We start from the raw sequence: 23,617 nt of genomic DNA, 5'->3' as shown, positions 1-23,617 counted from the left end.
CAGAGATCATGTCGCTCGGCTGACTGGATATTCACCGCATATGCCCGGCTTGCCGCTCCCCGGAAAGCCGTCCACGGCGAGCGTCGTAGGATGCCAGTCGATCTGGGAGACGGGGAAGAACGTGGACATCACCACCCAAGAAGGACTGCTGGGGCCGCTGCTTCTCGCGCGCAGCGCGATCGACCGCTCCGCCGCGCTACGCGGTGACGCCGAGTGGCTCGAACGCGCGTGGGCCGACGGCGCGACCCGGGTCGTCGTGGTCGACGACGGGCGGGCGCTGGTCAGGCGGCACGGAGACGGGGTCGATCTCGTCCTGCTGCCCACGGACGAGGCGCCGCAGGGGGAGCGCTACCTGCTCGGCCTGGACGCCGAGGGGATCGCCTACTTCGCCGTCTCGGGATCGCTCCCGGCCGACGGGCCCGCCGCGCTTCCCGGGCGGATCGTCTCCGCCGTCGCGCTCTCGGCCATCGAGGAGGGGGCGGACGTCGTCGCCGGGCTGCGACAGGTCGGCTCGCTGCTGGGGGACCTGGACGCCGGGCTGCTGGTCTACGCGGTCGCGCTTGAGGCCTGGCACGCCACCCACGCCTTCTGCCCGCGCTGCGGGAGCCGTACCGAGACGCGCTCCGGCGGGCACGTGCGGGTCTGTCCCGAGGACGGCAGCCAGCACTTCCCCCGGGTCGACCCCGCGGTGATCATGCTCGTGCACGACGAGGCGGACCGGTGTCTGCTGGCCAGGGGACCGCAGTGGCCCCAGGGCCGTTTCTCGGTGCTCGCGGGCTTCGTCGAGCCGGGGGAGTCACTGGAGCACGCGGTGGCCAGGGAGGTCGCCGAGGAGGTCGGCGTGCGCGTCGTCGAGCCCCGCTACCTGGGCAGCCAGCCGTGGCCCTTCCCACGCAGCCTGATGCTCGGCTTCATCGCGCGGGCGGTCACGACGGAGTTCACGGTCGACCAGGAAGAGATCTCCGAGGCCCGCTGGTTCAGCCGCGCCGAACTGCGGGCCGCGCTGGACAGCGGCGAGGTGCTACCGCCGCCCGAGGTCTCGATCGCCAGGAGGCTGATCGAGACCTGGTACGGCGAGCCTCTTGCCGGAAACTGGTGATCAGGCGTTCAACCGGGCCTTGACCTCGATCACCGAGGGATTGGTGAGGGACGTGCCGTCCTCGAAGAGCACGGTCGGCACGGTCTGGTTGCCGTTGTTGACACTCTCGACGAACTGCGCGGCGTCGGGGTTCTGCTCGATGTCGATCTCCCGGTAGGAGATCCCCTCGCGGGTGAGCTGGGACTTCAGCCGCTTGCATGGGCCGCACCAGGTGGCGGTGTAAACCGTCAGCGCCATTTCGTGAGATTTCCCCTCGTGAGATGTTCAGCGCTCAGTGGCAACAAAGTGAGAGCCGTTCATCTTCCCGTCGCCCGGATTTCCGTAGGTCAGAGGAGCTTGCCCGCGATCCAGTCCTGGACCGTCTCGGCGACCCCGGGAAGCCGGTACATCGGCGTGCTGTGCTCGCTTCCCGGCTCGGTCAGCACCGTCATGCTCACACCGACGGCCTTGAGCCGCTCCTTGAGCCGCAGACTGTGCTCGGCGGGCACGAACTCGTCCTGGGAATGTACGGCCAGCTCCGGCACGTCGCCCTTGCTGGCGTGCCTCGGGACCTCCATGCTGGCCCAGATCTTCGGGCACTTGACGGGTTCGCAGCCTCCGGCGAGCTGGATGGCCGACTCACGCAGCTTGCGCTTGTTCAGGTCGAAGACGTCGGTCGCGCCGTCCTCGTAGGCCAGCATCGGCGAGGTCACCGGTGAGATGCCGACGACCCCGCGCAGGCCGGGCAGCCCGTCCCCGTAGGTGCCGACGGCGGAGGCCAGGTGCCCTCCCGCGGAGAAGCCGACGACCACGTAGTTGTTGGGGTCGAAGGACCACAGGGCGGCGTGCCTGCGGGCGGTGGCGATGGCGTCCAGCGCGTCGGTGCGCTGCGCGGGCCAGGCCGCGTCGCCGGACAGGCGGTAGTTGATGTTGAAGACCGTGTAACCCTGCTCGGCGTAGCTGGTGGTGATCGCGGTCATGTACTTCTTGTCGCCGCTCGACCACCAGCCGCCGTGGATCAGGAAGACACCGGGCCGCTTGAGACCGTCGGTCTGGTGCCAGACGTCCATCCGCTGACGGGGGTGCGGGCCGTACGCGACGGTGTTGATGACGGTGCCGTCGAGCAGCGGGTTGTCGGTCGAGGCGACCCTCGGGGTTGCGGTGGCCGACGGCTTCTTCGGCTTGGCGGTCGCGCCGGCGGACGGTTTCGCCGTCGGGCTGGGAGTCGGCTTGGCGGTCGAGGTCGCGGTGGCCGACGCCGAGGTGGTCGTGGACGGCTCGGGGCTCGGATCGGCCTTCCTGGCGGAGTGCTTCGCCTTGGTGGAGTGCTTCGTCCTGGCCTTGCGCGTGGTGGTCGCCTTCGAGGCGGTGATGGACGCGCCGCCGTAGTGCGCCAGCGTGGCGGGGGAGGCGTGCGCCGCGGAGGACGTCTGTAGCGCCACGGGGCCGATCACCAACGCCGCCAGGGCGAGAGCGCTCACGGTCGCCGCGGTTCTCACAGGTTTCTTCCTTCCCTCGGACCCCAAAATCCCCCCTCATTGTGGAGGAACTGCCCTTTTTACGCATCTTCTGGAACGACGTAGGTTGACGGCGGCATGTTGCCAGAATGGGCGGAGCTTGGCCACCGACTGCCAGGATGTTCACAGCTGGCCTGTACAACCCGTGTAAGGAGTCCCCGTGGTCACAGACGACGTCCTGGCGGGACTGGATCCGGAACAGCGGGCGGTGGCCGAGGCGGTACGCGGACCGGTCTGCGTGCTCGCCGGAGCGGGGACCGGCAAGACCCGGGCGATCACCCACCGCGTCGCCCACGCGGTGCGCAGCGGAGTGGTCGACGCCCAGAGCGTGCTGGCCGTGACATTCACCACACGCGCCGCCGGTGAGCTCAGGCAGCGGCTGCGCGCGCTCGGCGCCCCGGGGGTGCAGGCCCGCACCTTCCACGCCGCCGCGCTGCGCCAGCTCACCTACTTCTGGCCGCGCGTCATCGGCGGAGACCCGCCCAAGGTGATCGAGTCGAAGCTGCCGCTGCTGGCCGACGCCTTCCGACTCGTCAGAAGGGCCCCGGACCGGGCCGAACTGCGCGACGTCGCGGGCGAGATCGAGTGGGCCAAGGCCACCCAGATCGGCCCCGAGGACTACGCCGAGGCCGCGCGGAAGGCGGGCCGTACGCCGCCGGTGCCCGCGGAGGAGGTCTTCCGGCTCTTCGACGCCTACGAACGGCTCCGCCGCGAACGGCACCTGGTCGACTTCGAGACCATCCTCGAACTCACCGCCGCCGTGATGACCGAGCACCGTGAGGTGGCGGCACAGATCCGCCAGCAGTACCGCTACTTCGTCGTCGACGAGTACCAGGACGTCAACCCGCTGCAGAAACTCCTGCTCGACACCTGGCTCGGCGGACGCGACGACCTGTGCGTGGTCGGCGACCCCAACCAGACGATCTACTCCTTCACCGGCGCGACCCCCAGATATCTGACCGGCTTCTCCGTCGAGCATCCGGAGGCGGCCGTGATCAAGCTGGTCCGTGACTACCGCTCGACCCCCCAGGTCGTCTCCCTGGCCAACAGGCTGATCGACCGGTCGAAGAGCCCGCACCGGCTCACGCTGGTCGCCCAGCGCCCCGACGGTCCGGAACCCGGCTTCACCGAGTACGACGACGAACAGGCCGAGGCCGCGGGGGTGGCACGCGCGATCCGAGCCCTCGTCGACGGCGGTGTCCCGTCCCGCGAGATCGCCGTGCTCTTCCGGGTCAACGCCCAGTCGGAGGCCTACGAGCAGGCCCTCACAACGGTCGGCGTGCCCTACCTGCTGCGCGGGGCCGACCGCTTCTTCGAACGCCCGGAGGTGCGCCACGCCGTCGTCCTGCTGCGCGGCGCCGCCCGCTCGGCCGCGCGGGACGACGAACTGGCCCCGACCGTCAACGACATCCTCGCCGGAATCGGCCTGACCCCCGTGCCGCCGGGCGGAGGAGGAGCCCGGGAGAAGTGGGAGTCGCTCAGGGCCCTCGCCGACCTCGCCGAGGACATGGCGGCCGAGGGCGCCGACCTGACCGCCTTCGTGGCGGAACTGGAGCGCAGGGCGGGCGAACAGCACGCGCCGCCGGTCGACGGCGTGACACTGGCCTCCCTGCACGCCGCCAAGGGCCTCGAATGGGACGCCGTCTTCCTGGTCGGTATGACCGAGGGCATGATGCCCATCGTCTACGCCAAGACACCGGAGCAGATCGAGGAGGAGCGCCGCCTGCTGTACGTCGGCGTCACCCGGGCCAGAGAGCACCTGGCGCTGTCGTGGGCGTTGGCCCGCTCACCCGGCGGGCACCGCTCCAGGAGGCCCTCCCGCTTCCTCGACGGCCTCACAGGACGTTCCGGAGGGTCCGGCCGTGCGACGTCGGCCTTCGCCGCGTTCGTGTCCGGAGGGGCGTCCCAGGGTTCGGCTTCAAGAAGGTCCGCCGGGCGTCGCGAGGTGGCCGCGCCGATCAACTGCCGTGTCTGCGGCAGGACCCTCGCCGCGGCCGCCGAGCAGAAGCTCGGCAGATGCGCCACCTGCCCGGCCGACTACGACGAGGCCCTGCTGGAGAGCCTCAAGGCCTGGCGCGCCTCGGCCGCCAAGGAGGCCAAGGTTCCGGTCTACGTGGTCTTCACCGACGTCACCCTCCAGGCCATCGCGGAGCGAGCCCCGGCCACAGAAAGGGACCTGCTCTCTATAACCGGGATAGGACGCGTCAAAATGGACCGGTACGGCGAGGCGGTGCTGGCTCTCTGCCGTGCCGCCGCAGACCGGACGGAGGACGTGTGAACCAGGCTCTCAAGGAGTTGCTCGACCTGCTGGACCTGGAGCAGATCGAGTTGGACATCTTCCGGGGACGCAGCCCCGCCGAGGACGTCCAACGGGTCTTCGGCGGCCAGGTCGCCGCCCAGGCGCTGGTCGCGGCGGGCAGGACCGTCCCCCCGGAGCGTCACGTCCACTCGCTGCACGCCTACTTCATCAGGCCGGGCGACCCGGCGGTGCCGATCGTCTACAACGTGGAACGCGTCCGGGACGGCCGTTCCTTCACCACCCGCAGAGTCGTGGCCATCCAGCACGGCAAGGCGATATTCACCATGTCGGCCTCCTTCCACATCGACGAGCCGGGCCTCGCGCACCAGGCGACGACGATGCCCGAGGTGCCCGGCCCCGAGGAACTGGCGCCCTTCCCGGAGCGGATGCGGCAGGCCCTGGCGGACATGCCAGAGGACTCCCCCTGGCGGGAGCTGCTGGCCAGGCCGCGTCCGCTCGACGCCCGTTACGCCACACCTCTTACCTGGGAGGCCCTGCGGGACCCCTCGCTGAGCCGTTCCACGACGAACGTCTGGTTCCGCTACGAGTCGGAGCTGCCCGACGACCCGCTGCTGCACGTGGTGCTGGCCGCCTACACCTCGGACTTCACCCTGGTGGACACCGTGCTGCTGGCCCACGGCCAGGCCTGGGGAACCCCCAACGTCTCCGGAGCCTCGCTGGACCACGCCATGTGGTTCCACCGCCCCTTCCGCGTCGACGAGTGGATGCTGTACGCCCAGGAGTCGCCCTGGTCGAGCTCCGCCCGAGGCCTGGCGAAGGGGGAGATGTTCACCCGGTCCGGGGAACTGGCCGTGTCGGTGGTCCAGGAAGCCATGATCCGTGTGAGTTAGTGGTAAAACTGCAGGTAGAAAATATGTTGCCCCTCCCTGTCGCCGGGGTTTAGGGTCATGCTCAAGCAAGTCGGACGCTCCTGTCCGACGATCCACGAATGGAGGTGAGTCCGCTGTGAAGAACATTCTGATGCCGTCCCAGTCTGGGCTTACCTTCATGACCCCTGCCATGACCCTGTCGTTCGGCACGTGCGCCATCCTCGCCGATGGTGCCGCGGCCAGACTCCGACAGGAGATCCAGGTCCAGCGGGAGGCCCAGCTCCGGCAGGACACGACTGTCCGTACCCAAGTTCTCGGCAGCCGACCGGCCACTCCGGCCGCCTTTAAGGCGGCAGGCGCAGGCGCCGTTCTGGCTCCTGAGGGCGGCAGCTACGCACTGACCAAGCACACCGGCAATGGTGGACGGCGTGGTCCGTATTCCTGGAGGCAACCTCCGGTCATAACCTGACCGAAGAAGAGCCTTCAGGCCGCGGATCCGCACCCAGGATTCGCGGCCTTCTTGTTTGTCCGCGTTGTTCCTGTCCCCCCACCTAGAGGTAATCGAAGACCAACACCTAACTGAGAGGTGAAGCAGATGGGGGCCCAGACGATCATGGACCTGATCGACGAAGCCGCAATCCCCTGTCGTACCGACCCCGACCTCTGGTTCGCGGAGTCTCCGGAGGACGTGGAGTTCGCCAAGGCACTCTGCGGAGGCTGCCCGATCCAGCAGGCCTGCCTGGCCCGCGCGCTTGAGCGCGAGGAGCCGTGGGGTGTCTGGGGCGGCGAGCTCATCCTGAGGGGCGCCATCGTCCCGAGGAAGCGCCCGCGTGGCCGTCCCCGCAAGACCCCCGTCGCCGCCTGACCGGCGCGGAACCTGATCAACCAAAAAGACCGTATGTCCCGAAAGGACCACTTCCGATGACCTACCCCAACAGCGCCACCGCCGGTTTCGACATGCTGCCTATGCAAGAAGAACTGGTGAGGGACCGAATACGAACCCTTCACCGGGAGGCGGAGGAGCAGCGCATCGTGACAGGCATACTGCGCCTGAGGCGCGCCCGCCGGAACGCGGAACGCGCCTCGGCCCGGCTGCGGCACGTACTCCTGCGCCTCGTCTGATCGCCACCGGCCACCGTCGATCGCCGTTGATCACCATTGATCAACGGCGCTCGCCGGCGATGAGCGCCGGTCAACGGTGATGAACGCCGGTAAGCGGCGCTCGCCGGTGGCCAACGGCGATGAATGCCGGTGAACACCGCTCAGTTCGGCTCTGGTAAGCGACGCGCGGCACGGATCCACGCCGCGCGTCGCCGCTCGCCGTTGGTCAACAGCAAGCGGCGACGATCAACGGCAACACAGTCGCGAACAGCGACGAGCAGTGGTGAACAGCGACGAGTAGTCGGGCCCGAACGTTCAGGGTCCAGGCATTCCAGGCCCAGAAATTCGGGCCGGGAACGGGCCGCTGGCTGAGCGCCACTTCCAGGCAAGAACCACTTCCAAGGGGTGACTCCTTCCCCGGGTCACCCCTTTCGCATGCTCTCCCCCAGCAGGGACCCCGACCGAGGCCCCGAAAACGCGCGACGCTCTCGAACAGGTGGCTCTCCTGGACGTGTGGCCTCTCCGAACACGCGCCCCAACACGCGCTCCAAACATGTGACCCCGAGCATGTGGCTTCCCCGAGCGTGTGTTTCTCCCAAACGTGTGACCCCCCGAGCGCGTGATTCCCCCAAACACGTGGTCCCCTTGAGCGGAGACCTTTCTGGAAGCGCAGATCTTTCGGATACACGGTCCTTTCGAACCTGTGATATCCCACGGGCGGCCGACACTTCCGAGAAGTGTGATCTTTCGAATACGTGGCCTTTTCATATGTGCCGATCTTCTGAATGATCGGCCCTTTCGGATGCGTTTCCCTTTTCGTGCAGCCGTACTCTCCAGAGCGCGCCGAACCCTTCCAGAGGTACGGTCAAACCGCCCCTGACCAGGCGATTCTGTCTTGAACGGGCCATGTCGCCCCCGGGCCGTACGGCCAATCCCCCAAGGCGCAGCTGAGGAGAAGAACGACCAACAGGAACGGCGCTGAGACGCAAGGAAGACAAAGAGCACCGGGACGGCCGAGACCGGTCAGGAGCTACCGGGATCAGGTGGGCTCCATGGGTCTCAGAGCGTCGCGGAGGTCATGGCATCGTGGATGACGTGCGGCTTCGAAACGGATCTCGGAACGAATGGGGATCTGCTTCAGAACGAAGCGGGCTCGGAATACGGGGGAGCTGTCAGCTCGCGGCGATCGCCTGCTCTTCGGGGTCCTCCTCGACGAAACCGGGAACCCAGCGGATCACCTCCTCGCGGAAGCGGGCCGTGGCACCGAGCTGGCAGAGCACGCCCAACCCCGCCGCGTGCACACGGTGGATGAGGACGTACGACACCGGCAGGTTGAGCTGGCGTGCCACGTTTCCCGGACGCAGGTCCGTCACCGTGGCGGCCTGCTCCCGCAGCCACTCGCGGCTGAAGGTGAACTCCTCGACCGCGGTCGGCTCGACATAGGGGGCGAGGAAGGCTCGCAGCGCCTCGGCGTCCACCTCGATGTGGGGAAGGATGAACCCTTCGTCGCGCAGCCCCTGAATCACGGTCTCCATGTCGCCGTTGTTGAAGATCCGGGTGAGCTTTCCGAAGGCCGGGGGGTAGCCGTCGGGCAGCCGGTTGACCGCGCCGAAGTCGAGCACGCACAGCCGCCCGTCCTCGACGACGCGGAAGTTTCCCGGATGCGGATCGGCGTGGAGCATGCCGACCCGCGCGGGCGAGCAGAACAGGAATCGGACCAGTTGGAGACCGGCACGGTCACGTTCCTGCTTGGTGCCGTCGCTGATGATCCGTGACAGCGGGACACCCTCGACCCACTCGGAGACGAGGACCTGCTCGTTGGCCGCCACGACATCCGGAATCAGGAAGTCGGGGTCGTCCTTGAACTCCAGGGCGAAGGCGTGCTGAGCCTCTGCCTCCCGCAGGTAGTCGAGCTCTTCGGCGATCCGCTCGCGTAGCTCACTGAGGACGGACTTGATGTCGAGCCCGGGAAGCAGCACCCCGAAGAGCTTGCCGAGCCTGGCGATCTGATTGAAGTCGGACAGCAGTGCCTTGCCCGCGCCGGGATACTGAACCTTGACGGCGACCGTTCTGCCGTCGTGCCAAACGGCCTTGTGCACCTGCCCGATCGACGCGGCGGCGGTCGGACGGTCCTCGAACGACTGGAAGTTCTCCCGCCAGTCGTCGCCCAACTGCTCGACGAGCACCTTGTGCACCGTCGCGGCGGGTAGCGGTGGCGCGGCGTCCTGGAGTTTGGTGAGGGTTGCTCGGTAGGGGCCGACGACCTCGGCGGGAAGTGCCGCCTCGAAGATGGACAGAGCCTGGCCGAGTTTCATCGCCCCGCCCTTGAGTTCTCCCAGAACCTTGAAGATCTGCTCGGCGGTGCGTTCCTGTATCTCCTGGGCGACGATCTCCGCGGACTTGCCCCCGATCCGCTTCCCCAGTCCGAGGGCGGTACGGCCGGCGAATCCGATCGGCAGGGCCGCCAGCTTGGCGGATCGCGCGACAGCGCGGCGCGGAAGGTCACTCACCTTGGCTCGCGGCGTTTCCCCCGTGGTGAGACACCGCTCCCTCCCTTCGGTGTGGTGTCTGTCAGCCGCGGTCAGCAGCCGACGCGACCATTGTTGGCGAACCCAACTCGTTTCGGAAGCAACGACATCGAGGATGAATACTCCAGGATCGCCGTTTCCATCGCCAGTCAGGCAATACATCCGTTGTGCCGTTGGTCACAGCGGACTCCTCCCCGTCGAGGAAAGCGAGCGCGTGCCCAGTCGCCACCGCCGCGACAAGAGACGACATGACCACGCCACACCCGATCTCCCCCGCGGGCAAGCCGCCAGGACGGGCACTGACGACCGGCCATCCCGGGTCACGATCGCGTCGCGTCAAATCTAGACACCGTAGACAGGTGCTCTGTCCAGGCAGCACCAGAGGACCGATGGACCCCAGGTCCTCGTAGGCGGTCACGAGCAGGTGGGGGATCCGTCGGGACATGAGCTCGTCGATCAGCAGGTCGTCGAGGGGGTCGACCGGTGAGAGCACCACCAGGTCAGGTGCCCTGGCACCGTCGGCCAGCCGGGCGGCCCGATCACCGGTCCACGCGGTGATGGAGGGTGCGAGCCGCTTCACCAGCTCGACCGCGCCCTCCTGCCTGCTTCTGCCCACCTGCGTCCAGGTCAGGCCGCCCGGTGTGACGTCCCGGCCGCGGGCCGTACCGGAGTCGACAACGCACAGGCCGCCTACCCCGGAGGCGGCGAGGAGGGCGGCGATCTGCGCGCCGACACGACCCGCGCCGTACACCCGCACCTGGACGTCCCGCCTGCGTTCCAGCACGGCAAGGCCGCCGTCCGTCGTGCCGGGGGTGAGGGAGAGCGCCTCCAGATCGGGCTGGAGCAGGTCTCGCTCGGCGAGGGTGAGCAGACGTAGCGGACCGGGTGGCGCCGCCGCGTCGTCAACCACCCCCTGGTCGATCAGCAGGTCGAGCAGGGCGCGGCCGTTCTCCCTGCCGAGCCCTGCCTCGTCCGCCCCGGCGAGCACCCCTTCGACGTCGCGCACGCCGTCGAGGCTCTCGACCCAGCGGCGAACCTCGGGTTCCAGGTCGGTCAGCACCACCGCGTGCCTGGGGCGCAGACCGAACTGCAGGGTGTGCTCGTCGCGCGCGACCCGACGCAGAACGGGCTTCAGACGTGGTCTCATGTGACCGCCTCTCCTCAGGGAGCCCGAAGGCCAGAAGGGGAGGACCCCGGGTGGACGCGGAGCGTGAGTTTCCGGTCACCCGGTGGTCCCGGGGCAGTCAGAGTGCCACGCCCTCAAAAGATCGCGGAGACGTTTCCCGCCGCCTGTGGATAACTTCCGGTGTACTACGCTCCCGCCATGGACGAGCTCTTGATCGACAGGCGCGACGACGGCGTCGTGGTGCTCACCCTGAACCGCCCCGACCGGCGTAACTCGATGACGGACGGCATGACGGAACAGTGGCGGCTGGCGGTCTCCGACCTGCGTCGCGACAAGGATGTGCGATGCGTGGTCGTCACCGGGGAGGGCAGCGCGTTCTGCTCGGGAGGAGACCTGTCCTGGCTCGCCGACCGGGGAGCGGAGAGCGTGCCCGTCCTGCGTGACAGGATGCTGGGCTTCTATCGGACCTGGCTGTCCGTGGCGGACCTGGAGGTGCCGACCATCGCCGCGGTCAACGGCGCCGCCGTCGGAGCCGGGCTGTGCCTGGCCCTTGCCTGTGACCTGGTCTACGCGGCGGAGGAGGCCAAGCTACTGGCCCCCTTCACCTCGCTCGGCCTGCACCCGGGAATGGCGGCCACCTACCTGTTGCCCAGGGTCGCCGGGGTCGGGGTCGCCAGGGAGATGCTGCTCACCGGCCGCACCATGCTGGGCGCGGAGGCGGCGGCATCGGGGCTGGTGACCAGGGCGTTTCCCCGAGAGACGCTGATGACGCAGGTGCTGGAGATCGCTTCGAGGACCGCGGCGAACGCCCCCGTCGCCACCCGGCTCACCAAGGTGGCCCTGGCGGGCGGTGGGCACGCGGACCTCGACGCCGCGTTGCGCTGGGAGTCTCTCGCCCAACCCGTCACCATGGCCTCCGACGACCTGCTCGAAGGGTTGGCGGCGCAGCGGGAACGACGGTCCCCGAGATTCGGCGGCTCCTGAGGGGATCGGCGGTCCGGTTAATTCCACGGGCTCCAGCCATAACCGATCGGTCTTGCTGAACAATCGACGAACAGGGATTGACCAGCCAGAACGTGTTCGGCCCTCTGGTGTGAATTCGTGATTCTCGGCTACCGTTCATATGTGCCCCCCGAGACAGTCGAGGTCCGTCGAAGTTCTCGTCGTCGGCGGACCGTATCCGCGTACCGCGACGGCGAGAAAACGATCGTGCTGCTCCCCGCCGGGCTGAGCAGTACCGACGAGGAGCAATGGGTGCGCCGGATGCTCGACCGGCTGGCGGCCAAGGAGCAGCGAAGACGCCCCTCCGACGACGACCTCTTCGAGCGGGCGAGCGAGCTCTCGGCACGTTATCTCGACGGGCGGGCAAGACCGTCGAGCGTGCGCTGGGTCGACAACCAGCAGCACCGCTGGGGCTCGTGCACGCCGGATCACGGCACCATCAGGATCTCCACACGGCTCCGGGGCATGCCGTCGTGGGTGGTCGACTACGTGATCATGCACGAGCTGGTCCACCTGCTCGTGCCCAGCCACGGACCTCGTTTCTGGGCGCTGGTCGACCACTACCCCAAGGCCGAACGGGCACGCGGCTTCCTTGAGGGGTTCTCCATGGCGGCGGGCGTCGCGGAGGAGTGTTGACCTCAGAGCGTACGGAGGACCGCCTGGTCGCGGTCGTCGTCACATCGTCGATGTCGGCCGGGGCACCACCGGGGATCGACCCCGGGAGCTTCCTGACGGCCGTCGTCGAGGACACCTACGAACTCGTCAGCACCCTCGACTTCGTCACCCCGGTCCTCGTGACGAGCGTGCCCGGGATGGAAGAGGTCGTCTGGCCGGGCACCCCGGTCCTTGAGATCCCCGAGCTTTCCGGAGCACCCCTGGTCAGGGCCGCGTTCGAGGTGGTCTCGGCCGCCGCGCCGTACGCGGGCCAGGCGGTTCTGCTGAGCGGGGACGCCCCTGACCTGCCGCCGCTGCTGATCGGCAAGCTCTTCCGCGCGCTCGGCAGCGCGGGACTGGCCGTCTGCCCGGCCGTCGAGGGCGGGGCCGTCGCGATCGCCACACGGTCACCGTGGCCCGACTGGGCCGAGATCGGCTTCGACGACCCCGAGCCGGTCAGGACCCTGCGCACGCTGGCCCCCGCCTCCTGGCGGGTCGCGACCGGCCCCGGCTGGCACCGTCTGCGCGCTCCCGCCGACGTCCACAGGCTCGACCCCGGCCTTGAGGGCTGGGACAACACCCGGGCACTGCTGTCGGTCTGAGAAGACCGGGCTCAGATCGAAGGCAGGCTGAGGTCGGCGAAGACCGCCCTGTGATCGGTGCCGGGGACGGTGTGGATGCTCACCTCCCGCACTCCGATCCGCTGGTCGACCACGACATGGTCGATGGTGATGACCGGCGGAATCCTGCTGTTGACCGGCCAGGTCGGAACCAGCCCCTGACCGGTCCGATCAGCCGAGTCGGCGTAGCCCCGGCTGACGAAACGGCGCATCGCGGCGTGGTCGAGGCTGGCGTTGAAGTCACCGGCGAAGATCCGCAGCCGATCCGGGGAGGCGTCGGGGAACGCGGCGAACGCCGCGCTCCACTCGTGCACCTGGCTGCCCAGTGGTGGGAAGGTGTGCACGTCGACGAACTCGATGTTCCCCACCCCCGGGACGCTGAGCACCGCGGCCGGCATGTTGTGCCCGATGGGCTGGAACAGGTTCTCCAGCGGGGCCAGCGGATAGCGGGAGAAGAGGCCGCTGCCGCTGGCGCTCCAGGCCGTCTGCAGCACGCGGTGCGACATGACGTCCTTCAGCCCGGCCGCGTCGAGTTCCTCGACCATCCCCGGCGTCAGCTCCTGAGCGCTCAGCACGTCCGGCCGCAGCCGTCTGACCAGGTCCATCACCGCGCCCGGATCGGCGTGACCGAACAACATGTTGAGTGTGAGCACCCGCAACGGCGCTCCGGAGGGAGGCTGCGCCGAGGCGAACGCGCGGGGCAGGACACTGAGCCCGAGCGCCGCCGTGGTGACCAACGCCACAGCCGTGGCGGCACGGCGGCGGGTCGCCGCGGCCAGGAACAGAGGTAACAGCGACCCGGCCGCCGCGTACGGCGTGGCCGTCATCAGCTGAGCGGTGAGTGAGCCACGTTCGAGACCGGTGACCCTGGCCGCAGCCCAGGCCGCGAAAGGAGTGAGAGCCGCCCAGACCAGAGCGCTGGGAATCCGGGGCGAACGTCGTCGTCGTACCGGAGTCAGAATCGCGCCACCGGCTGTGTCCGTGCTCACTACGCCTCGATTCATCGGTCACCCAATGTGACGACATTATCGATGGTCGTGTGAGCCGAACATAAACCGGTTCAGATCTGGCGCATCACCTCACGGGCACGCCTGGCGAGCCTACGGGTCGCCTCGTCGGAGAGCTCGGGGATCTCCTCGATCGGAAACCACCGCAGGTCGAGGGACTCTTCGCTGATCACGGCCTCCACGTCGGCGGGGGCGACCGCGCCGTACTCCACGTCGAGATGGTGGCTGTGCGGGGGGTGACACCAGACCTTGTGGCGGTCGAGGGCGAGCGGACCGGGAAGCAGGCGCAGACCGGCGATGCCCGACTCCTCGGTCGCCTCCCGCAGCGCGACGCCGTCGAGTGAGACGTCCCCGCGCTCACAGTGCCCGCCCATGGGCAGCCACATCCCGGCCTTGGGGTGCAGCGTCAGCAACACCCGCTCGCCGTCGTGGGAGATCACCGCGGTCGTGGCCGTCAGATGGCCGGGTACGCACTCCCGCCACATCGCGTCCTCATGGGCCCGCACATGATCGAGGAACTCCCTGCGCAGGCTCTCCTCATCGGCCGTGGGCGCCTTCCAGGCCGCGAGAACCTCCTGCGCGTGCGCGTGCAGGCTCACGCGGCGCCGTCCCGGGGGTCGTCGTTCCCCTTCTCCGGCTCCTTCGGGGCCTCGCCGAGCGACGCCTCAAGGGAGGACAGGTCCAGCTCGGGCTCACCCCTGACGAAACCCTCGGGATTGTCCAGATCATCCGCGGTCGGCATCAGGTCGGGATGGCTCCACACCGCGTCCCGCCCGTCGATGCCCCGGTCGCGCTCGATGGCCTGCCACAGGGCGGCCGCCTCACGCAGACGGCGCGGACGCAGCTCCAGGCCGACGAGCGTGGCGAAGGTCTGCTCAGCGGGACCGCCGGTCGCCCTGCGACGCCGTACGGTCTCGGCCAGGGCGGCCGAGGAGGGCAGTTTGCCTTCGGCGGCACCGTCGACGACCGTGCCGACCCAGCCCTCGACCAGCGCGAGCATGGTCTCAAGGCGCGCCAGGGCGGCCTTCTGCCGCTCGGTCTCCTCGGGCTTGAGCAGGTTGCCGCCGCTCAGCACCTGCTGGAGCTGCTCGGGGTTGTTGACGTCGAGGCCGCGCAACTGCTCCTCCAGCGCGGACACGTCGACCGTGATGCCCCTGGCGTACTCCTCGACCGCGCCGAACAGGTGCACCCGCAGCCACGGCACGTGCTGGAACAGCCGGTGGTGCGCGGCCTCGCGTAGCGCCAGATAGATCCGGATCTCCTCGACGGGAGTCTCAAGCCCCTGACCGAACGCGGCGATGCCGCCGGGCAGCAGGGCGGCGTTCTCCGACAGCGGAAGGCCGATGTCGGTGGAGCCGACGACCTCACGGGCCAGAGAGCCGAGGGCCTGGCCGATCTGCTGGCCGACCAGCATGCTGCCCATCTGCTTCATCATGCCCATCAGCGGCCCGGCCATCGCCTGAGCCTCGGCGGGCAGACCCGTCGCGCCGAGCGTGCCGCTCATGGTCTCGACCATGCGGGCGGCGACCGGATCACACAGCTGCCGCCACACCGGGACGGTCTTCTCGATCCACTCGGACCGGCTCCACGCCTGCGGGTTGTTCACCCCGCTGGGCAGCGTGGTCGCCTCGTTCAGCCACAGGTCGGCGAGGTTGAGCGCGTCCACGATCTGGCGCCGCTCGCCTTCCATGACACTCGGATCGCCTTCGGCGGCCACGACGTGCCGGGCGATATTCTTCGCCATGTCCCAGTTGACGGGACCGGAGCTCTGCGGGGCGGACAGCATGTCGGCGAACTGACGCATGGCCGCCGCGATCTGCTCCGGGTCGCCGAACATGGCGAACGGATTCTCGTTGGGGTCGTTTTCCCGACCTGGCAAGTCAGTCACCGCTCTACCTCGTGCAGGATGGAGGAGTCCACAACCGCCACGTTATCCGTCGCATGGTGGGTCAGTGCAAAGTGAGGACCTGGTGCCTACCTCGAAACGCCCCCGGCTCCCGGTCGTCGCCGTAACCGGCGCGGCCTCGGGGATCGGCCGTGCCTTCCTCTCGAAGGTCGCCTCGTCTGCGGATTTCCGCAGAGTCGTGGCCATCGACGAGCAGCGCGGCGACGTACCCGACGTCACCTGGAGGGTGCTCGACGTCAGAGATCCGCTCTTGGCGAACCGGGTCTCCGACATCGACGTGCTCGTCCATCTGGCGGGCGACTACGCGCTCGACGCCGACCCGGCCGAGCGGCGCGCCTACAACCTGCGCGCGGCACAGACGGTGCTCACCGCCTCGGCCGCCGCCCGGGTGCGCCGCGTCGTGCTGGTCACCAGCGCCATGGTGTACGGCGCCGCCCAGGACAACCCCGTCCCACTGCCAGAGGACTCCGCGGTCGCGGCCGAGCCGGACACCGGCATCGTCGGCGACCATCTGGAGATCGAGGCGCTGGTCAGGAGATCACTGCGCAGCCACCCCGGCCTTGAGGTGACCGTGCTGCGCCCGGCGGCCGTCGTCGGCCCAGGCGTCGACAGCGTGGTCACCCGCCACTTCGAGGCCCCCAGGCTGCTCAGCGTCAAGGGCTGCAGCCCCCGCTGGCAGTTCTGCCACGTGGACGACCTGATCTCGGCCCTTGAGCTGGCCGCGCTCGGCTCCGTCTCCGGCGTCGTGGCGGTCGGCAGTGAGGGCTGGCTCGAACAGGAGCAGGTGGAGGAGCTCTCCGGTCTGCGCAGGTTCGAACTGCCCGCAGGACTGACGTTCGGTACGGCCCAGCGCCTGCACCGCCTCGGTATCACCCCGGCTCCCGCGACCGACCTGCACTACGTGGTCTATCCCTGGGTCGTCGACTGCGCCGGACTCCGCGACGCCGGGTGGAAACCAGCCTGGAGCAACGAAGCGGCCCTCACACAGCTGCTCGAACTCCGCGAGGGCAGGCACGCGGTGGTCGGTCGCCGGCTGTCCGGCAAGGAGGCCACGCTCACCGCGGCCGGTGCGACCGTCGCGGTCCTCGGCACGGCGGCGATCGTCCGCGCCGCCCGCAAGAAGCGGCGAGTCTGAAGCCCTCCCGGGGGCGTGTCCCGAGCACGCCCCCGGCCGTCGCCGTCCCGGCCGTGCCTCCCGTGCCCGAAGCGGGGGAGCTTCCCGCCCGCCGGGTAGCCTTTGAGCCGTGAATGTCATCCGCCTGCTCGGCATCCGCGACACACCGCTCTCGGTGGACGAGGTGTTCTCCGCGATCGGCGACCACGCCGCGGGCGGCACGGCGATCTTCGTGGGCACCGTGCGTGACCACGACCACGGCAAGTCCGTGACCCGCCTGTCCTACTCCGCGCACCCCAGTGCGCAGGAGGAGCTGCGCCGGGTCGCGGAGAAGATCGTGGCCGACTTCCCGATCACCGCGCTGGCCGCCGTGCACCGGGTCGGTGACCTCGACCTGGGCGACATCGCCGTCATCGTCGCGGTCGCTGCTCCCCACAGGAGCGAGGCGTTCGAGGCCTCCCGGCGCCTGATCGACGACCTCAAGGCCGAGGTTCCCATCTGGAAGAACCAGGCCTTCGCCGACGGCTCGACCGAATGGGTCGGAAGCTGCGGCTGAGGAGCGATCCTTACAATCTGGAAGGTGACGGCGCGGGGGTGCGGCCTTCTGACCGGTCACACGGAATAGGCTTCCTCCCATGTCCCGACGAGCGCTGACATTGATGGTGGCAGGCTTCCTCACGCTTCTGCTCGGCGTTGTCGGCGCCCTGCTGCCCGTGCCGTACGTCGTGCTGAGTCCGGGGCCCACGGAGAACACCATCGGTGACGTCAAGGGCAAGCCGGTGATCAGCATCGAGGGCCGGGAGACCTACCCGACAGACGGGAAGCTGAGCCTGGTGACCGTCGCCTACCAGGGCGGCCCGGGCAACAGGATCGACCTGTTCAGGGCGCTCAGGGGGTGGATCGACCCCACGGTCGCCGTCGTGCCCGAGGAGACGATCTTCCCGCCGACCAGCACGGCCGAGGAGGTCGAGCAGCAGAACTTCCAGGAGATGACCAACTCCCAGGACGACGCGACCGCGGCGGCGCTGACCGAACTGAAGATCCCCTACACCTCGGTCGTCACCGTGGCCTCGACCCAGAAGGGCCTGCCCGCGGACGGGCACTTCCAGACCGGCGACGAGATCGTCTCCGTCGACGGCGTCCCCGCGACGGACAGGGAGAGCGTCTCCGGCATCGTCCGCAGGCACAAGGCGGGCGAGACGGTCACCTTCACCGTCAACCGCGGCGACCGCAGCCTCACCGTGGCCGTCCCGACCGTGGCGGCCAAGGACGGCACGCCGATCGTGGGCATCACCATGCGGATCAGCTACAAGTTCCCCTTCAAGGTGAAGATCAACGTCGGTGACGTCGGCGGTCCGAGCGCGGGCATGATGTTCTCCCTCGGCATCGTCGACAAGCTCACCCCCGGTCCGCTGACCGGCGGCAAGTCGATCGCCGGGACCGGGACGATCACTCCGGAGGGCAAGGTCGGCCCGATCGGCGGCATCTCGCAGAAGATGGTCGGCGCCAGAAGGTCGGGGGCGACGGTCTTCCTCACGCCCGCGGACAACTGCGCGGAGGCGGTCAAGTCGGTCCCCGACGGGATGCGGCTCTACAAGGTGAGCACGCTGCACGACGCGGTGAAGGCGATCGACGCGATCCGCACGGGAACCGGCTCCATACCGACCTGCTCGGCGAGCTGAGAGCGCCCCTGCGGACGGTCTCGGGCCCCGAGAACGACGTCGGGGCACTCATCCGAGGTCTCACGCGTTGACCCGTTGAACCCTGGAACCTGCAGGGGATGTGGCCGGACCCTGCCAGAGCGGCTTAGCACGGCCGTACCCCCACCGGTGTAGGTTTCCAGACACGGACCGTGCTCTTTTACGACAAGGGGTTGGCCTTGAGCTTCCGGACCCCCGGAGCCGGTAGGGCGATGCGCTTGCCCCGCCGGCCACGACTGCTGCTTCCTGTCGCGATAGCGATCGTCGTGATCGTCGCGCTGTTCTTCCTCTTCGCAGGTATATACACCGACTACCTGTGGTACGACTCGGTCGACTACACAGCGGTCTTCTCCGGTGTGGTCGTCACACAGATCCTGCTCTTCTTCGTGGGCGCCGTGCTCATGGTCGGCCTCGTGGGCGGCAACATGCTGCTGGCCTACCGCGCCAGACCCATGTTCGGCCCCGGAACGTTCGGCGGCGCGAGCGGCGCCGACCGCTACCGGATGGCCCTCGACCCGCACCGCAAACTGATCTTCCTGATCGGCGCCGGAGTGCTGGCCCTGTTCTCGGGATCATCGCTCGCGGGGCAGTGGAAGACGTGGCTGGAGTTCTTCAACGCGACCCCGTTCGGTGAGAAGGACGCGCAGTTCGGTATCGACCTGTCGTTCTTCATGTTCACCTACCCCTTCATCAGGATGGTGCTGAACTTCCTGTTCACCGCGGTCATCCTGTCGGCCGTCATGGCGGCGATCGTGCACTACCTGTACGGGGGCTTCAGACTGCAGTCGCCCGGCGTGCACGCCTCCCGCGCGGCCAGGGTGCACCTGTCGGTGCTGCTCGGCGTGTTCGTGCTGCTGAAGGCCGTCGCCTACTGGATCGACGGATACGGCCTGGTCTTCTCCGACCGTGGCTTCGCCTACGGTGCCTCCTACACCGACGTCAACGCGGTGCTGCCCGCCAAGACCATCCTGGCGATCATCGCCCTCATCTGCGCGATCCTGTTCTTCGCCGGCATCGTACGGCCCGGCGGCATGCTGCCCGGTGTGGCCTTCGGCCTGCTGGTCCTGTCGGCCATCCTGGTCGGCGGGGTCTACCCGGCTCTCGTGGAGCAGTTCCAGGTCCGGCCGAACCAGCAGGACCGTGAGCAGCCGTACATCAAGCGCAACATCGAGGCCACCAGAAAGGCCTACGGGATCGACAAGACCGAGGTCATCGAGTACGCCGCCCAGGGCGACGCCTCCAAGGTCAACGTCACCACCGACAGCTCCATCTCCGGTGTACGGCTGCTCGACCCCAACCTGGTCGCCAAGACCTACCAGCAGAAGCAGCGCATCCGAGGCTTCTACGACTTCCACGACCCGCTCGACGTCGACCGCTACCCCGACGAGACGGGCAAGCCGCGCGACACCGTCGTCGCGGTGCGCGAGCTCACCGGGCCGCCGAGGGAGCAGGACAACTGGATCAACCGGCATCTCGTCTACACCCACGGCTACGGCTTCGTGGCCGCGCCCGGCAACAAGGTCGACTCCCAGGGTCTGCCCGACTTCGACGCCAAGGACATGCCGGTCACCGGCTCTCTGGCCGACCGCATCGGCCTGAAGGAGTCGCGGATCTACTTCGGAGAGTCCCCGGCCGCCCCCGAGTACGTCATCGTCGGCGGTGACAGGAAGGTCGGCCAGGAGCTCGACTATCCGGAGAGCAGTGGAACCGGTCAGCAGAACACCACCTACACCGGCAAGGGCGGCGTCCCCGTCGGCTCGTTCTTCAACCGCCTGCTCTACGCGGCCAAGTACGGCGAGACGAACCTGCTGCTCTCGGGAGACGTCAACGCCAAGTCCAGGATCCTCTACGAGCGCAACCCGCAGGACCGCATCGCCAAGGTCGCGCCGTTCCTGAGTCTCGACGACAACCCCTACCCGGCCGTCATCGACGGCAGGGTGGTCTGGATCGCCGACGCCTACACCACCTCCAACTCCTACCCCTACTCCGACAGCAGGAGCCTGGAGTCGATGACCCGTGACACGGTCACCGACCCACGCCAGGTGGTGCAGCAGCCGCGCGACAACATCAACTACATGCGCAACGCCGTCAAGGCCACGGTCGACGCCTACGACGGCACGGTCACGCTGTACGCCTGGGACGAGAAGGACCCGATCCTGCAGACCTGGCGCAACGCCTTCCCGGGGATCATCAAGCCGAAGAGCGAGATGTCGGAGTCCCTCAAGCAGCACCTGCGCTACCCGGAGGCGCTCTTCAAGGTCCAGCGTGACGTGCTTTCCCGCTATCACATCCAGGACCCGGACGCCTTCTACAGCGGCCAGGACTTCTGGAACGTCCCGAACGACCCGTCCTCCGGTGGACACGACATCAAGCAGCCGCCGTACTACCTGTCGGTCAAGATGCCCGACACCCAGGAACCCACCTTCTCGCTGACCACCACGTTCGTGCCACGCCAGGGGCCGAACCTGGCCGCCTTCATGGCGGTCGACGCGACACCGGGTGACGACTACGGCAGGCTGCGCATCCTGCGGATGCCGTCGAACACCACGATTCCCGGCCCCGGTCAGGTACAGAACAACTTCCAGAACAAGTTCTCCGGTGAGCTCAACCTTCTGGGCATCGGTGGGGCGAAGGTCCGCTACGGCAACCTGCTCACCCTGCCGTTCGCCGGGGGCCTGGTGTACATCGAGCCCGTCTACGTGGAGACGGCGGCCTCCTCAGGACAGGAGCCCTACCCGATTCTCCGTCGGGTCCTGGTCTCCTTCGGAGACAAGGTCGGCTTCGCCGAGACCCTCCAGGGTGCGCTCGAACAGGTCTTCGGCAACAGCGCTCAGCAGAACAAGCCGGAGACCAGACCCGATGTCCCCGCCCAGTCGAACACCGTGCTGAGCCAGGCCATCGGAGAGGCCCAGAAGGCCTATGACGACGCCCAGCGCGCCCTGGAGGCCAAGCCGCCGAACTGGACGGCCTACGGCGAGGCTCAGAAGGCGCTGAAGGAGGCCCTGGAGAAGGTGAAGAACGCCTCGGCCTCCACAGCCCCTGCCGCGACCCCGTCGCCGACGCCGAGCTCATCTCCCTCGGGGACGGCAACCCCTTCGGCGACTCCGTCAGCCACCCCTTCGACCACGCCGACACCGTCTCCCTCGCCGAGTTCCTAGGGGCACCGCGGCTATTGAGTTCGCATTCATCGCCAAAGCCGGGTAGTGTGAAAGCACGCCGACGCGGGGTGGAGCAGCTCGGTAGCTCGCTGGGCTCATAACCCAGAGGTCGCAGGTTCAAATCCTGTCCCCGCTACCAAGGGAAGGCCCTGATCTCTCAGAGATCAGGGCCTTCTTCCGTTTCAGCCCATGCTTCAAAGGAATCGATTGCCCCGGCCTCGTATCGATTTGCTCTTGGCGGTGGAGGCCGATAGTGTTGAGACATACCGACGCGGGGTGGAGCAGCTCGGTAGCTCGCTGGGCTCATAACCCAGAGGTCGCAGGTTCAAATCCTGTCCCCGCTACCAAGGGAAGGCCCTGATCTCTCAGAGATCAGGGCCTTTCACTTTGTTCCGGACAGGACACCCAGCGGTTAGCGTGCAGGTGTGGCTGACATGTCAGGACCGATCCTGCGCTGGAGAGTGCGTAGAGAACTGCTCATCGTCAAGGTCGTTGCGGCGCTCGCGTTCGCGGTGCTGGCCGTACTGAATCTGGACGACCCACGCGGGACGATCCTGGCGGGCGCCGCAGCCCTGGTGGCCGCCACCCTCGCCCTACGTGACCTCCTGGCCCCGGTGCGGCTCAGCGCGGACGGTGAGGGACTCATCGTGGTGCGAGGCTTCTCCGGCGCCCAGAGAGTGCCGTGGAGTGCGGTCGAACGGATTCGTGTGGACACCCGGACGCGCTTCACTTCCCGCACGGAACTCCTGGAGATCGACACAGGAGAGGAGATCTTCCTCCTCAGCAGGTTCGACCTTGGAATCCCGTGCCGGGAAGTGGCGGATGAACTGCGAGTGTTCAGAACCGGCTTCTAGTCAGGCCCTGACCCTACGGTGCCGCGCTTTGTGTCGGGGGCGAAGGCGAAGCAGCAGGAACGTCTTGTGCAGCGACCAGCCGATGAGGAAGGCCCCGAAGACACACTGTCCGAGACTCGTCCACATCGGTCTTTCGGCCGCTGCGAACACCACCACGCCAACCCACAGGACGCCGAAGACCCCTACGAGGGTCGTCGCACCCCAATCCAGCCCCCGCTGCCACATGCCTGAAGTCTTACAGATCTTGGTTCAAGCCCAGGTCAACGACGCGGAACGCCTCATCTGGGGAGAGTGCGACTTGTGCCGGCACACCTGCGAACGCGCGGCCCGCCTCCGGTGGTGACCGGCGCGGGGGCCTGTTCGAGCTGGGTCAGCAGCGTGGTCGCGGTACGGACGTCCAGCAGGATCTGGTCCACCTCGACCTCGGTAGCGGGGAGCTGGCCCTGCCGGGCGAGTTCCTCGGTGATGTAGGAAAGCGGGTTCGCGCGCCCGGCCGCCTCCGCGGCGGCCGTCGCACGGGCTGCGGTGAGAAGACGTAGATGTTCGGCGCGGAGCATGGCCTCACGCATCCGCGCGTCCTCAAGATCACTCAAAAGGGACCTGGCGACCCTGAGCAGATCACCGGGGCGATCGGCTTCCGCATCGATGTGTGCGCGGATGTCGTCGAACTCTGAACGGGTCATGGTGCTCACCTCCACGGTGGAGTCAGAATCCTGACCCTCGTGCCAACTTCGTATCCGGGGGCGATTGCGAACGGCTTGATAAGCGCTTGCGCGGTCGACTCCCTACGAACGTTTGGGACGCGCAGGTGCTGGGGATGGTTGGCAAGTTGTCTCTGGGACCCGTGGGGCCTGGTAATGTTCTTCTCGCAGAGCGGCGAGCCGCAGAGGCCAAAGAGCTTCGAAGACAGCGACCCGCTCGGTACCCCACCTCCTTGCTCCGGCAGTCGTTTGTCTGAATCGTCCACGGACGATTGGACAGAAGCCGAATGTCAGAGTAAGTTGGAAGGGTTGCTCCGGAGACGGGGCGAGCGAGATCCTAGCGGGTCTGACAGGTTGGTGTCGAGTGGCTGCGAAGGCAGCGGGTTGACACGGACCGGCCGGAAATGATAGGATGGGAACAC

21 protein-coding genes and 2 tRNA genes are annotated in these 23,617 nt (G+C 68.0%); 15 read left to right on the top strand and 8 right to left on the bottom strand.

Annotated features, from left to right (window positions below; all coding sequences use genetic code 11):
• Positions 1–40 precede the first annotated feature (40 nt).
• Positions 41–1,099 (top strand): NAD(+) diphosphatase, encoded by a 1,059-nt coding sequence (gene nudC / locus ABT340_RS40365; RefSeq protein ID WP_502992610.1) that lies wholly within the window; start codon positions 41–43, stop codon positions 1,097–1,099.
• On the opposite strand, the gene ABT340_RS40360 is transcribed toward nudC, so the two are convergent.
• Complete coding sequence (locus ABT340_RS40360; protein WP_184718882.1) at positions 1,100–1,336, bottom strand: mycoredoxin; 237 nt, start codon at positions 1,334–1,336, stop codon at positions 1,100–1,102.
• Between the two features lie 89 nt (positions 1,337–1,425).
• Positions 1,426–2,577 (bottom strand): alpha/beta hydrolase, encoded by a 1,152-nt coding sequence (locus ABT340_RS40355; protein ID WP_352016227.1) that lies wholly within the window; start codon positions 2,575–2,577, stop codon positions 1,426–1,428.
• Positions 2,578–2,755: 178 nt separating this feature from the next.
• Here ABT340_RS40355 and ABT340_RS40350 point away from each other — a divergent pair, with 178 nt between their 5' ends.
• The 4 genes from ABT340_RS40350 to ABT340_RS40335 all read left to right on the top strand — a co-directional run bounded on the left by ABT340_RS40350 (position 2,756) and on the right by ABT340_RS40335 (position 6,589).
• Complete coding sequence (locus ABT340_RS40350; protein WP_352016226.1) at positions 2,756–4,873, top strand: ATP-dependent DNA helicase UvrD2; 2,118 nt, start codon at positions 2,756–2,758, stop codon at positions 4,871–4,873.
• Positions 4,870–5,745, top strand: a complete 876-nt coding sequence (tesB, locus tag ABT340_RS40345; RefSeq protein WP_352016225.1) for an acyl-CoA thioesterase II — start codon at positions 4,870–4,872, stop codon at positions 5,743–5,745. Before ABT340_RS40350 ends, tesB begins: the two co-directional genes overlap by 4 nt.
• Before the next feature lie 115 nt (positions 5,746–5,860).
• Positions 5,861–6,193: a hypothetical protein gene (locus ABT340_RS40340; protein WP_352016224.1), complete on the top strand. Its 333-nt coding sequence runs from the start codon at positions 5,861–5,863 to the stop codon at positions 6,191–6,193.
• Positions 6,194–6,319: 126 nt separating this feature from the next.
• Positions 6,320–6,589, top strand: a complete 270-nt coding sequence (locus tag ABT340_RS40335; RefSeq protein ID WP_184718892.1) for a WhiB family transcriptional regulator — start codon at positions 6,320–6,322, stop codon at positions 6,587–6,589.
• 1,408 nt (positions 6,590–7,997) lie between these two features.
• Here ABT340_RS40335 and ABT340_RS40330 read toward each other — a convergent pair.
• Complete coding sequence (locus ABT340_RS40330; RefSeq protein WP_352016223.1) at positions 7,998–9,335, bottom strand: ABC1 kinase family protein; 1,338 nt, start codon at positions 9,333–9,335, stop codon at positions 7,998–8,000.
• A 61-nt stretch (positions 9,336–9,396) separates the two neighbouring features.
• Positions 9,397–10,500, bottom strand: coding sequence for a ThiF family adenylyltransferase (locus ABT340_RS40325; protein WP_352016222.1), 1,104 nt, complete (start codon positions 10,498–10,500; stop codon positions 9,397–9,399).
• Between the two features lie 177 nt (positions 10,501–10,677).
• Between ABT340_RS40325 and ABT340_RS40320 the strand changes: the two genes are divergently transcribed.
• The 3 genes from ABT340_RS40320 (at position 10,678) to ABT340_RS40310 (ending at position 12,737) form a co-directional block, all read left to right on the top strand.
• Complete coding sequence (locus ABT340_RS40320) at positions 10,678–11,463, top strand: enoyl-CoA hydratase/isomerase family protein (protein ID WP_352016221.1); 786 nt, start codon at positions 10,678–10,680, stop codon at positions 11,461–11,463.
• Positions 11,464–11,604: 141 nt separating this feature from the next.
• Positions 11,605–12,117, top strand: coding sequence for a M48 metallopeptidase family protein (locus ABT340_RS40315; RefSeq protein ID WP_352016220.1), 513 nt, complete (start codon positions 11,605–11,607; stop codon positions 12,115–12,117).
• Entirely contained in the window at positions 12,114–12,737 is a 624-nt protein-coding gene (locus tag ABT340_RS40310; protein WP_352016219.1) for a hypothetical protein, read from the top strand. The genes ABT340_RS40315 and ABT340_RS40310 overlap by 4 nt, the downstream gene beginning before the upstream one ends.
• An 11-nt stretch (positions 12,738–12,748) precedes the next feature.
• On the opposite strand, the gene ABT340_RS40305 is transcribed toward ABT340_RS40310, so the two are convergent.
• From ABT340_RS40305 to ABT340_RS40295, 3 genes are all read right to left on the bottom strand, one after another.
• Positions 12,749–13,744, bottom strand: a complete 996-nt coding sequence (locus tag ABT340_RS40305; protein ID WP_352016218.1) for an endonuclease/exonuclease/phosphatase family protein — start codon at positions 13,742–13,744, stop codon at positions 12,749–12,751.
• A 71-nt stretch (positions 13,745–13,815) separates the two neighbouring features.
• Positions 13,816–14,361, bottom strand: a complete 546-nt coding sequence (locus ABT340_RS40300) for an NUDIX hydrolase (protein WP_352016217.1) — start codon at positions 14,359–14,361, stop codon at positions 13,816–13,818.
• Positions 14,358–15,650: a zinc-dependent metalloprotease gene (locus ABT340_RS40295; RefSeq protein ID WP_352016216.1), complete on the bottom strand. Its 1,293-nt coding sequence runs from the start codon at positions 15,648–15,650 to the stop codon at positions 14,358–14,360. The genes ABT340_RS40300 and ABT340_RS40295 overlap by 4 nt, the downstream gene beginning before the upstream one ends.
• 79 nt (positions 15,651–15,729) lie before the next feature.
• Between ABT340_RS40295 and ABT340_RS40290 the strand changes: the two genes are divergently transcribed.
• The 7 genes from ABT340_RS40290 (at position 15,730) to ABT340_RS40260 (ending at position 22,494) form a co-directional block, all read left to right on the top strand.
• Entirely contained in the window at positions 15,730–16,803 is a 1,074-nt protein-coding gene (locus ABT340_RS40290; RefSeq protein WP_352016272.1) for an NAD-dependent epimerase/dehydratase family protein, read from the top strand.
• Between the two features lie 109 nt (positions 16,804–16,912).
• The gene (locus tag ABT340_RS40285; RefSeq protein WP_352016215.1) at positions 16,913–17,338 is read left to right on the top strand and encodes a molybdenum cofactor biosynthesis protein MoaE; all 426 of its coding nucleotides are present in this window, start codon (positions 16,913–16,915) and stop codon (positions 17,336–17,338) included.
• A 79-nt stretch (positions 17,339–17,417) separates the two neighbouring features.
• Positions 17,418–18,464 (top strand): YlbL family protein, encoded by a 1,047-nt coding sequence (locus ABT340_RS40280; RefSeq protein ID WP_352016214.1) that lies wholly within the window; start codon positions 17,418–17,420, stop codon positions 18,462–18,464.
• 230 nt (positions 18,465–18,694) lie between these two features.
• The gene (locus tag ABT340_RS40275; RefSeq protein ID WP_352016213.1) at positions 18,695–21,640 is read left to right on the top strand and encodes a UPF0182 family membrane protein; all 2,946 of its coding nucleotides are present in this window, start codon (positions 18,695–18,697) and stop codon (positions 21,638–21,640) included.
• 62 nt (positions 21,641–21,702) lie between these two features.
• A tRNA-Met gene (locus tag ABT340_RS40270) sits at positions 21,703–21,779 on the top strand.
• Between the two features lie 131 nt (positions 21,780–21,910).
• Positions 21,911–21,987, top strand: a tRNA-Met gene (locus ABT340_RS40265).
• 87 nt (positions 21,988–22,074) lie between these two features.
• Positions 22,075–22,494: a PH domain-containing protein gene (locus tag ABT340_RS40260; RefSeq protein WP_352016212.1), complete on the top strand. Its 420-nt coding sequence runs from the start codon at positions 22,075–22,077 to the stop codon at positions 22,492–22,494.
• A gap of 278 nt (positions 22,495–22,772) precedes the next feature.
• Here ABT340_RS40260 and ABT340_RS40255 read toward each other — a convergent pair whose 3' ends face one another.
• Positions 22,773–23,177, bottom strand: coding sequence for a hypothetical protein (locus ABT340_RS40255; protein ID WP_352016211.1), 405 nt, complete (start codon positions 23,175–23,177; stop codon positions 22,773–22,775).
• Between the last annotated feature and the right edge of the window lie 440 nt (positions 23,178–23,617).

Origin of the sequence: Streptosporangium sp. NPDC000239, from assembly GCF_040300765.1 — a bacterium.
GTDB lineage: Bacteria > Actinomycetota > Actinomycetes > Streptosporangiales > Streptosporangiaceae > Streptosporangium.
The sequence above is the reverse complement of the archived record's forward strand: the minus strand, read 5'-3'. Positions and strand labels throughout refer to the sequence as shown.

What these genes read in the sequence shown, in the direction of transcription:
- ABT340_RS40360 (WP_184718882.1), bottom strand. Translation starts at nt 1,336, where the DNA reads ATGGCGCTGACGGTTTACACCGCCACCTGGTGCGGCCCATGCAAGCGG.
- nudC (WP_502992610.1), top strand. Translation starts at nt 41, where the DNA reads ATGCCCGGCTTGCCGCTCCCCGGAAAGCCGTCCACGGCGAGCGTCGTA.
- ABT340_RS40320 (WP_352016221.1), top strand. Translation starts at nt 10,678, where the DNA reads ATGGACGAGCTCTTGATCGACAGGCGCGACGACGGCGTCGTGGTGCTC.
- ABT340_RS40275 (WP_352016213.1), top strand. Translation starts at nt 18,695, where the DNA reads ATGCGCTTGCCCCGCCGGCCACGACTGCTGCTTCCTGTCGCGATAGCG.
- ABT340_RS40335 (WP_184718892.1), top strand. Translation starts at nt 6,320, where the DNA reads ATGGGGGCCCAGACGATCATGGACCTGATCGACGAAGCCGCAATCCCC.
- ABT340_RS40255 (WP_352016211.1), bottom strand. Translation starts at nt 23,177, where the DNA reads ATGACCCGTTCAGAGTTCGACGACATCCGCGCACACATCGATGCGGAA.
- ABT340_RS40280 (WP_352016214.1), top strand. Translation starts at nt 17,418, where the DNA reads ATGTCCCGACGAGCGCTGACATTGATGGTGGCAGGCTTCCTCACGCTT.
- ABT340_RS40260 (WP_352016212.1), top strand. Translation starts at nt 22,075, where the DNA reads ATGTCAGGACCGATCCTGCGCTGGAGAGTGCGTAGAGAACTGCTCATC.
- ABT340_RS40325 (WP_352016222.1), bottom strand. Translation starts at nt 10,500, where the DNA reads ATGAGACCACGTCTGAAGCCCGTTCTGCGTCGGGTCGCGCGCGACGAG.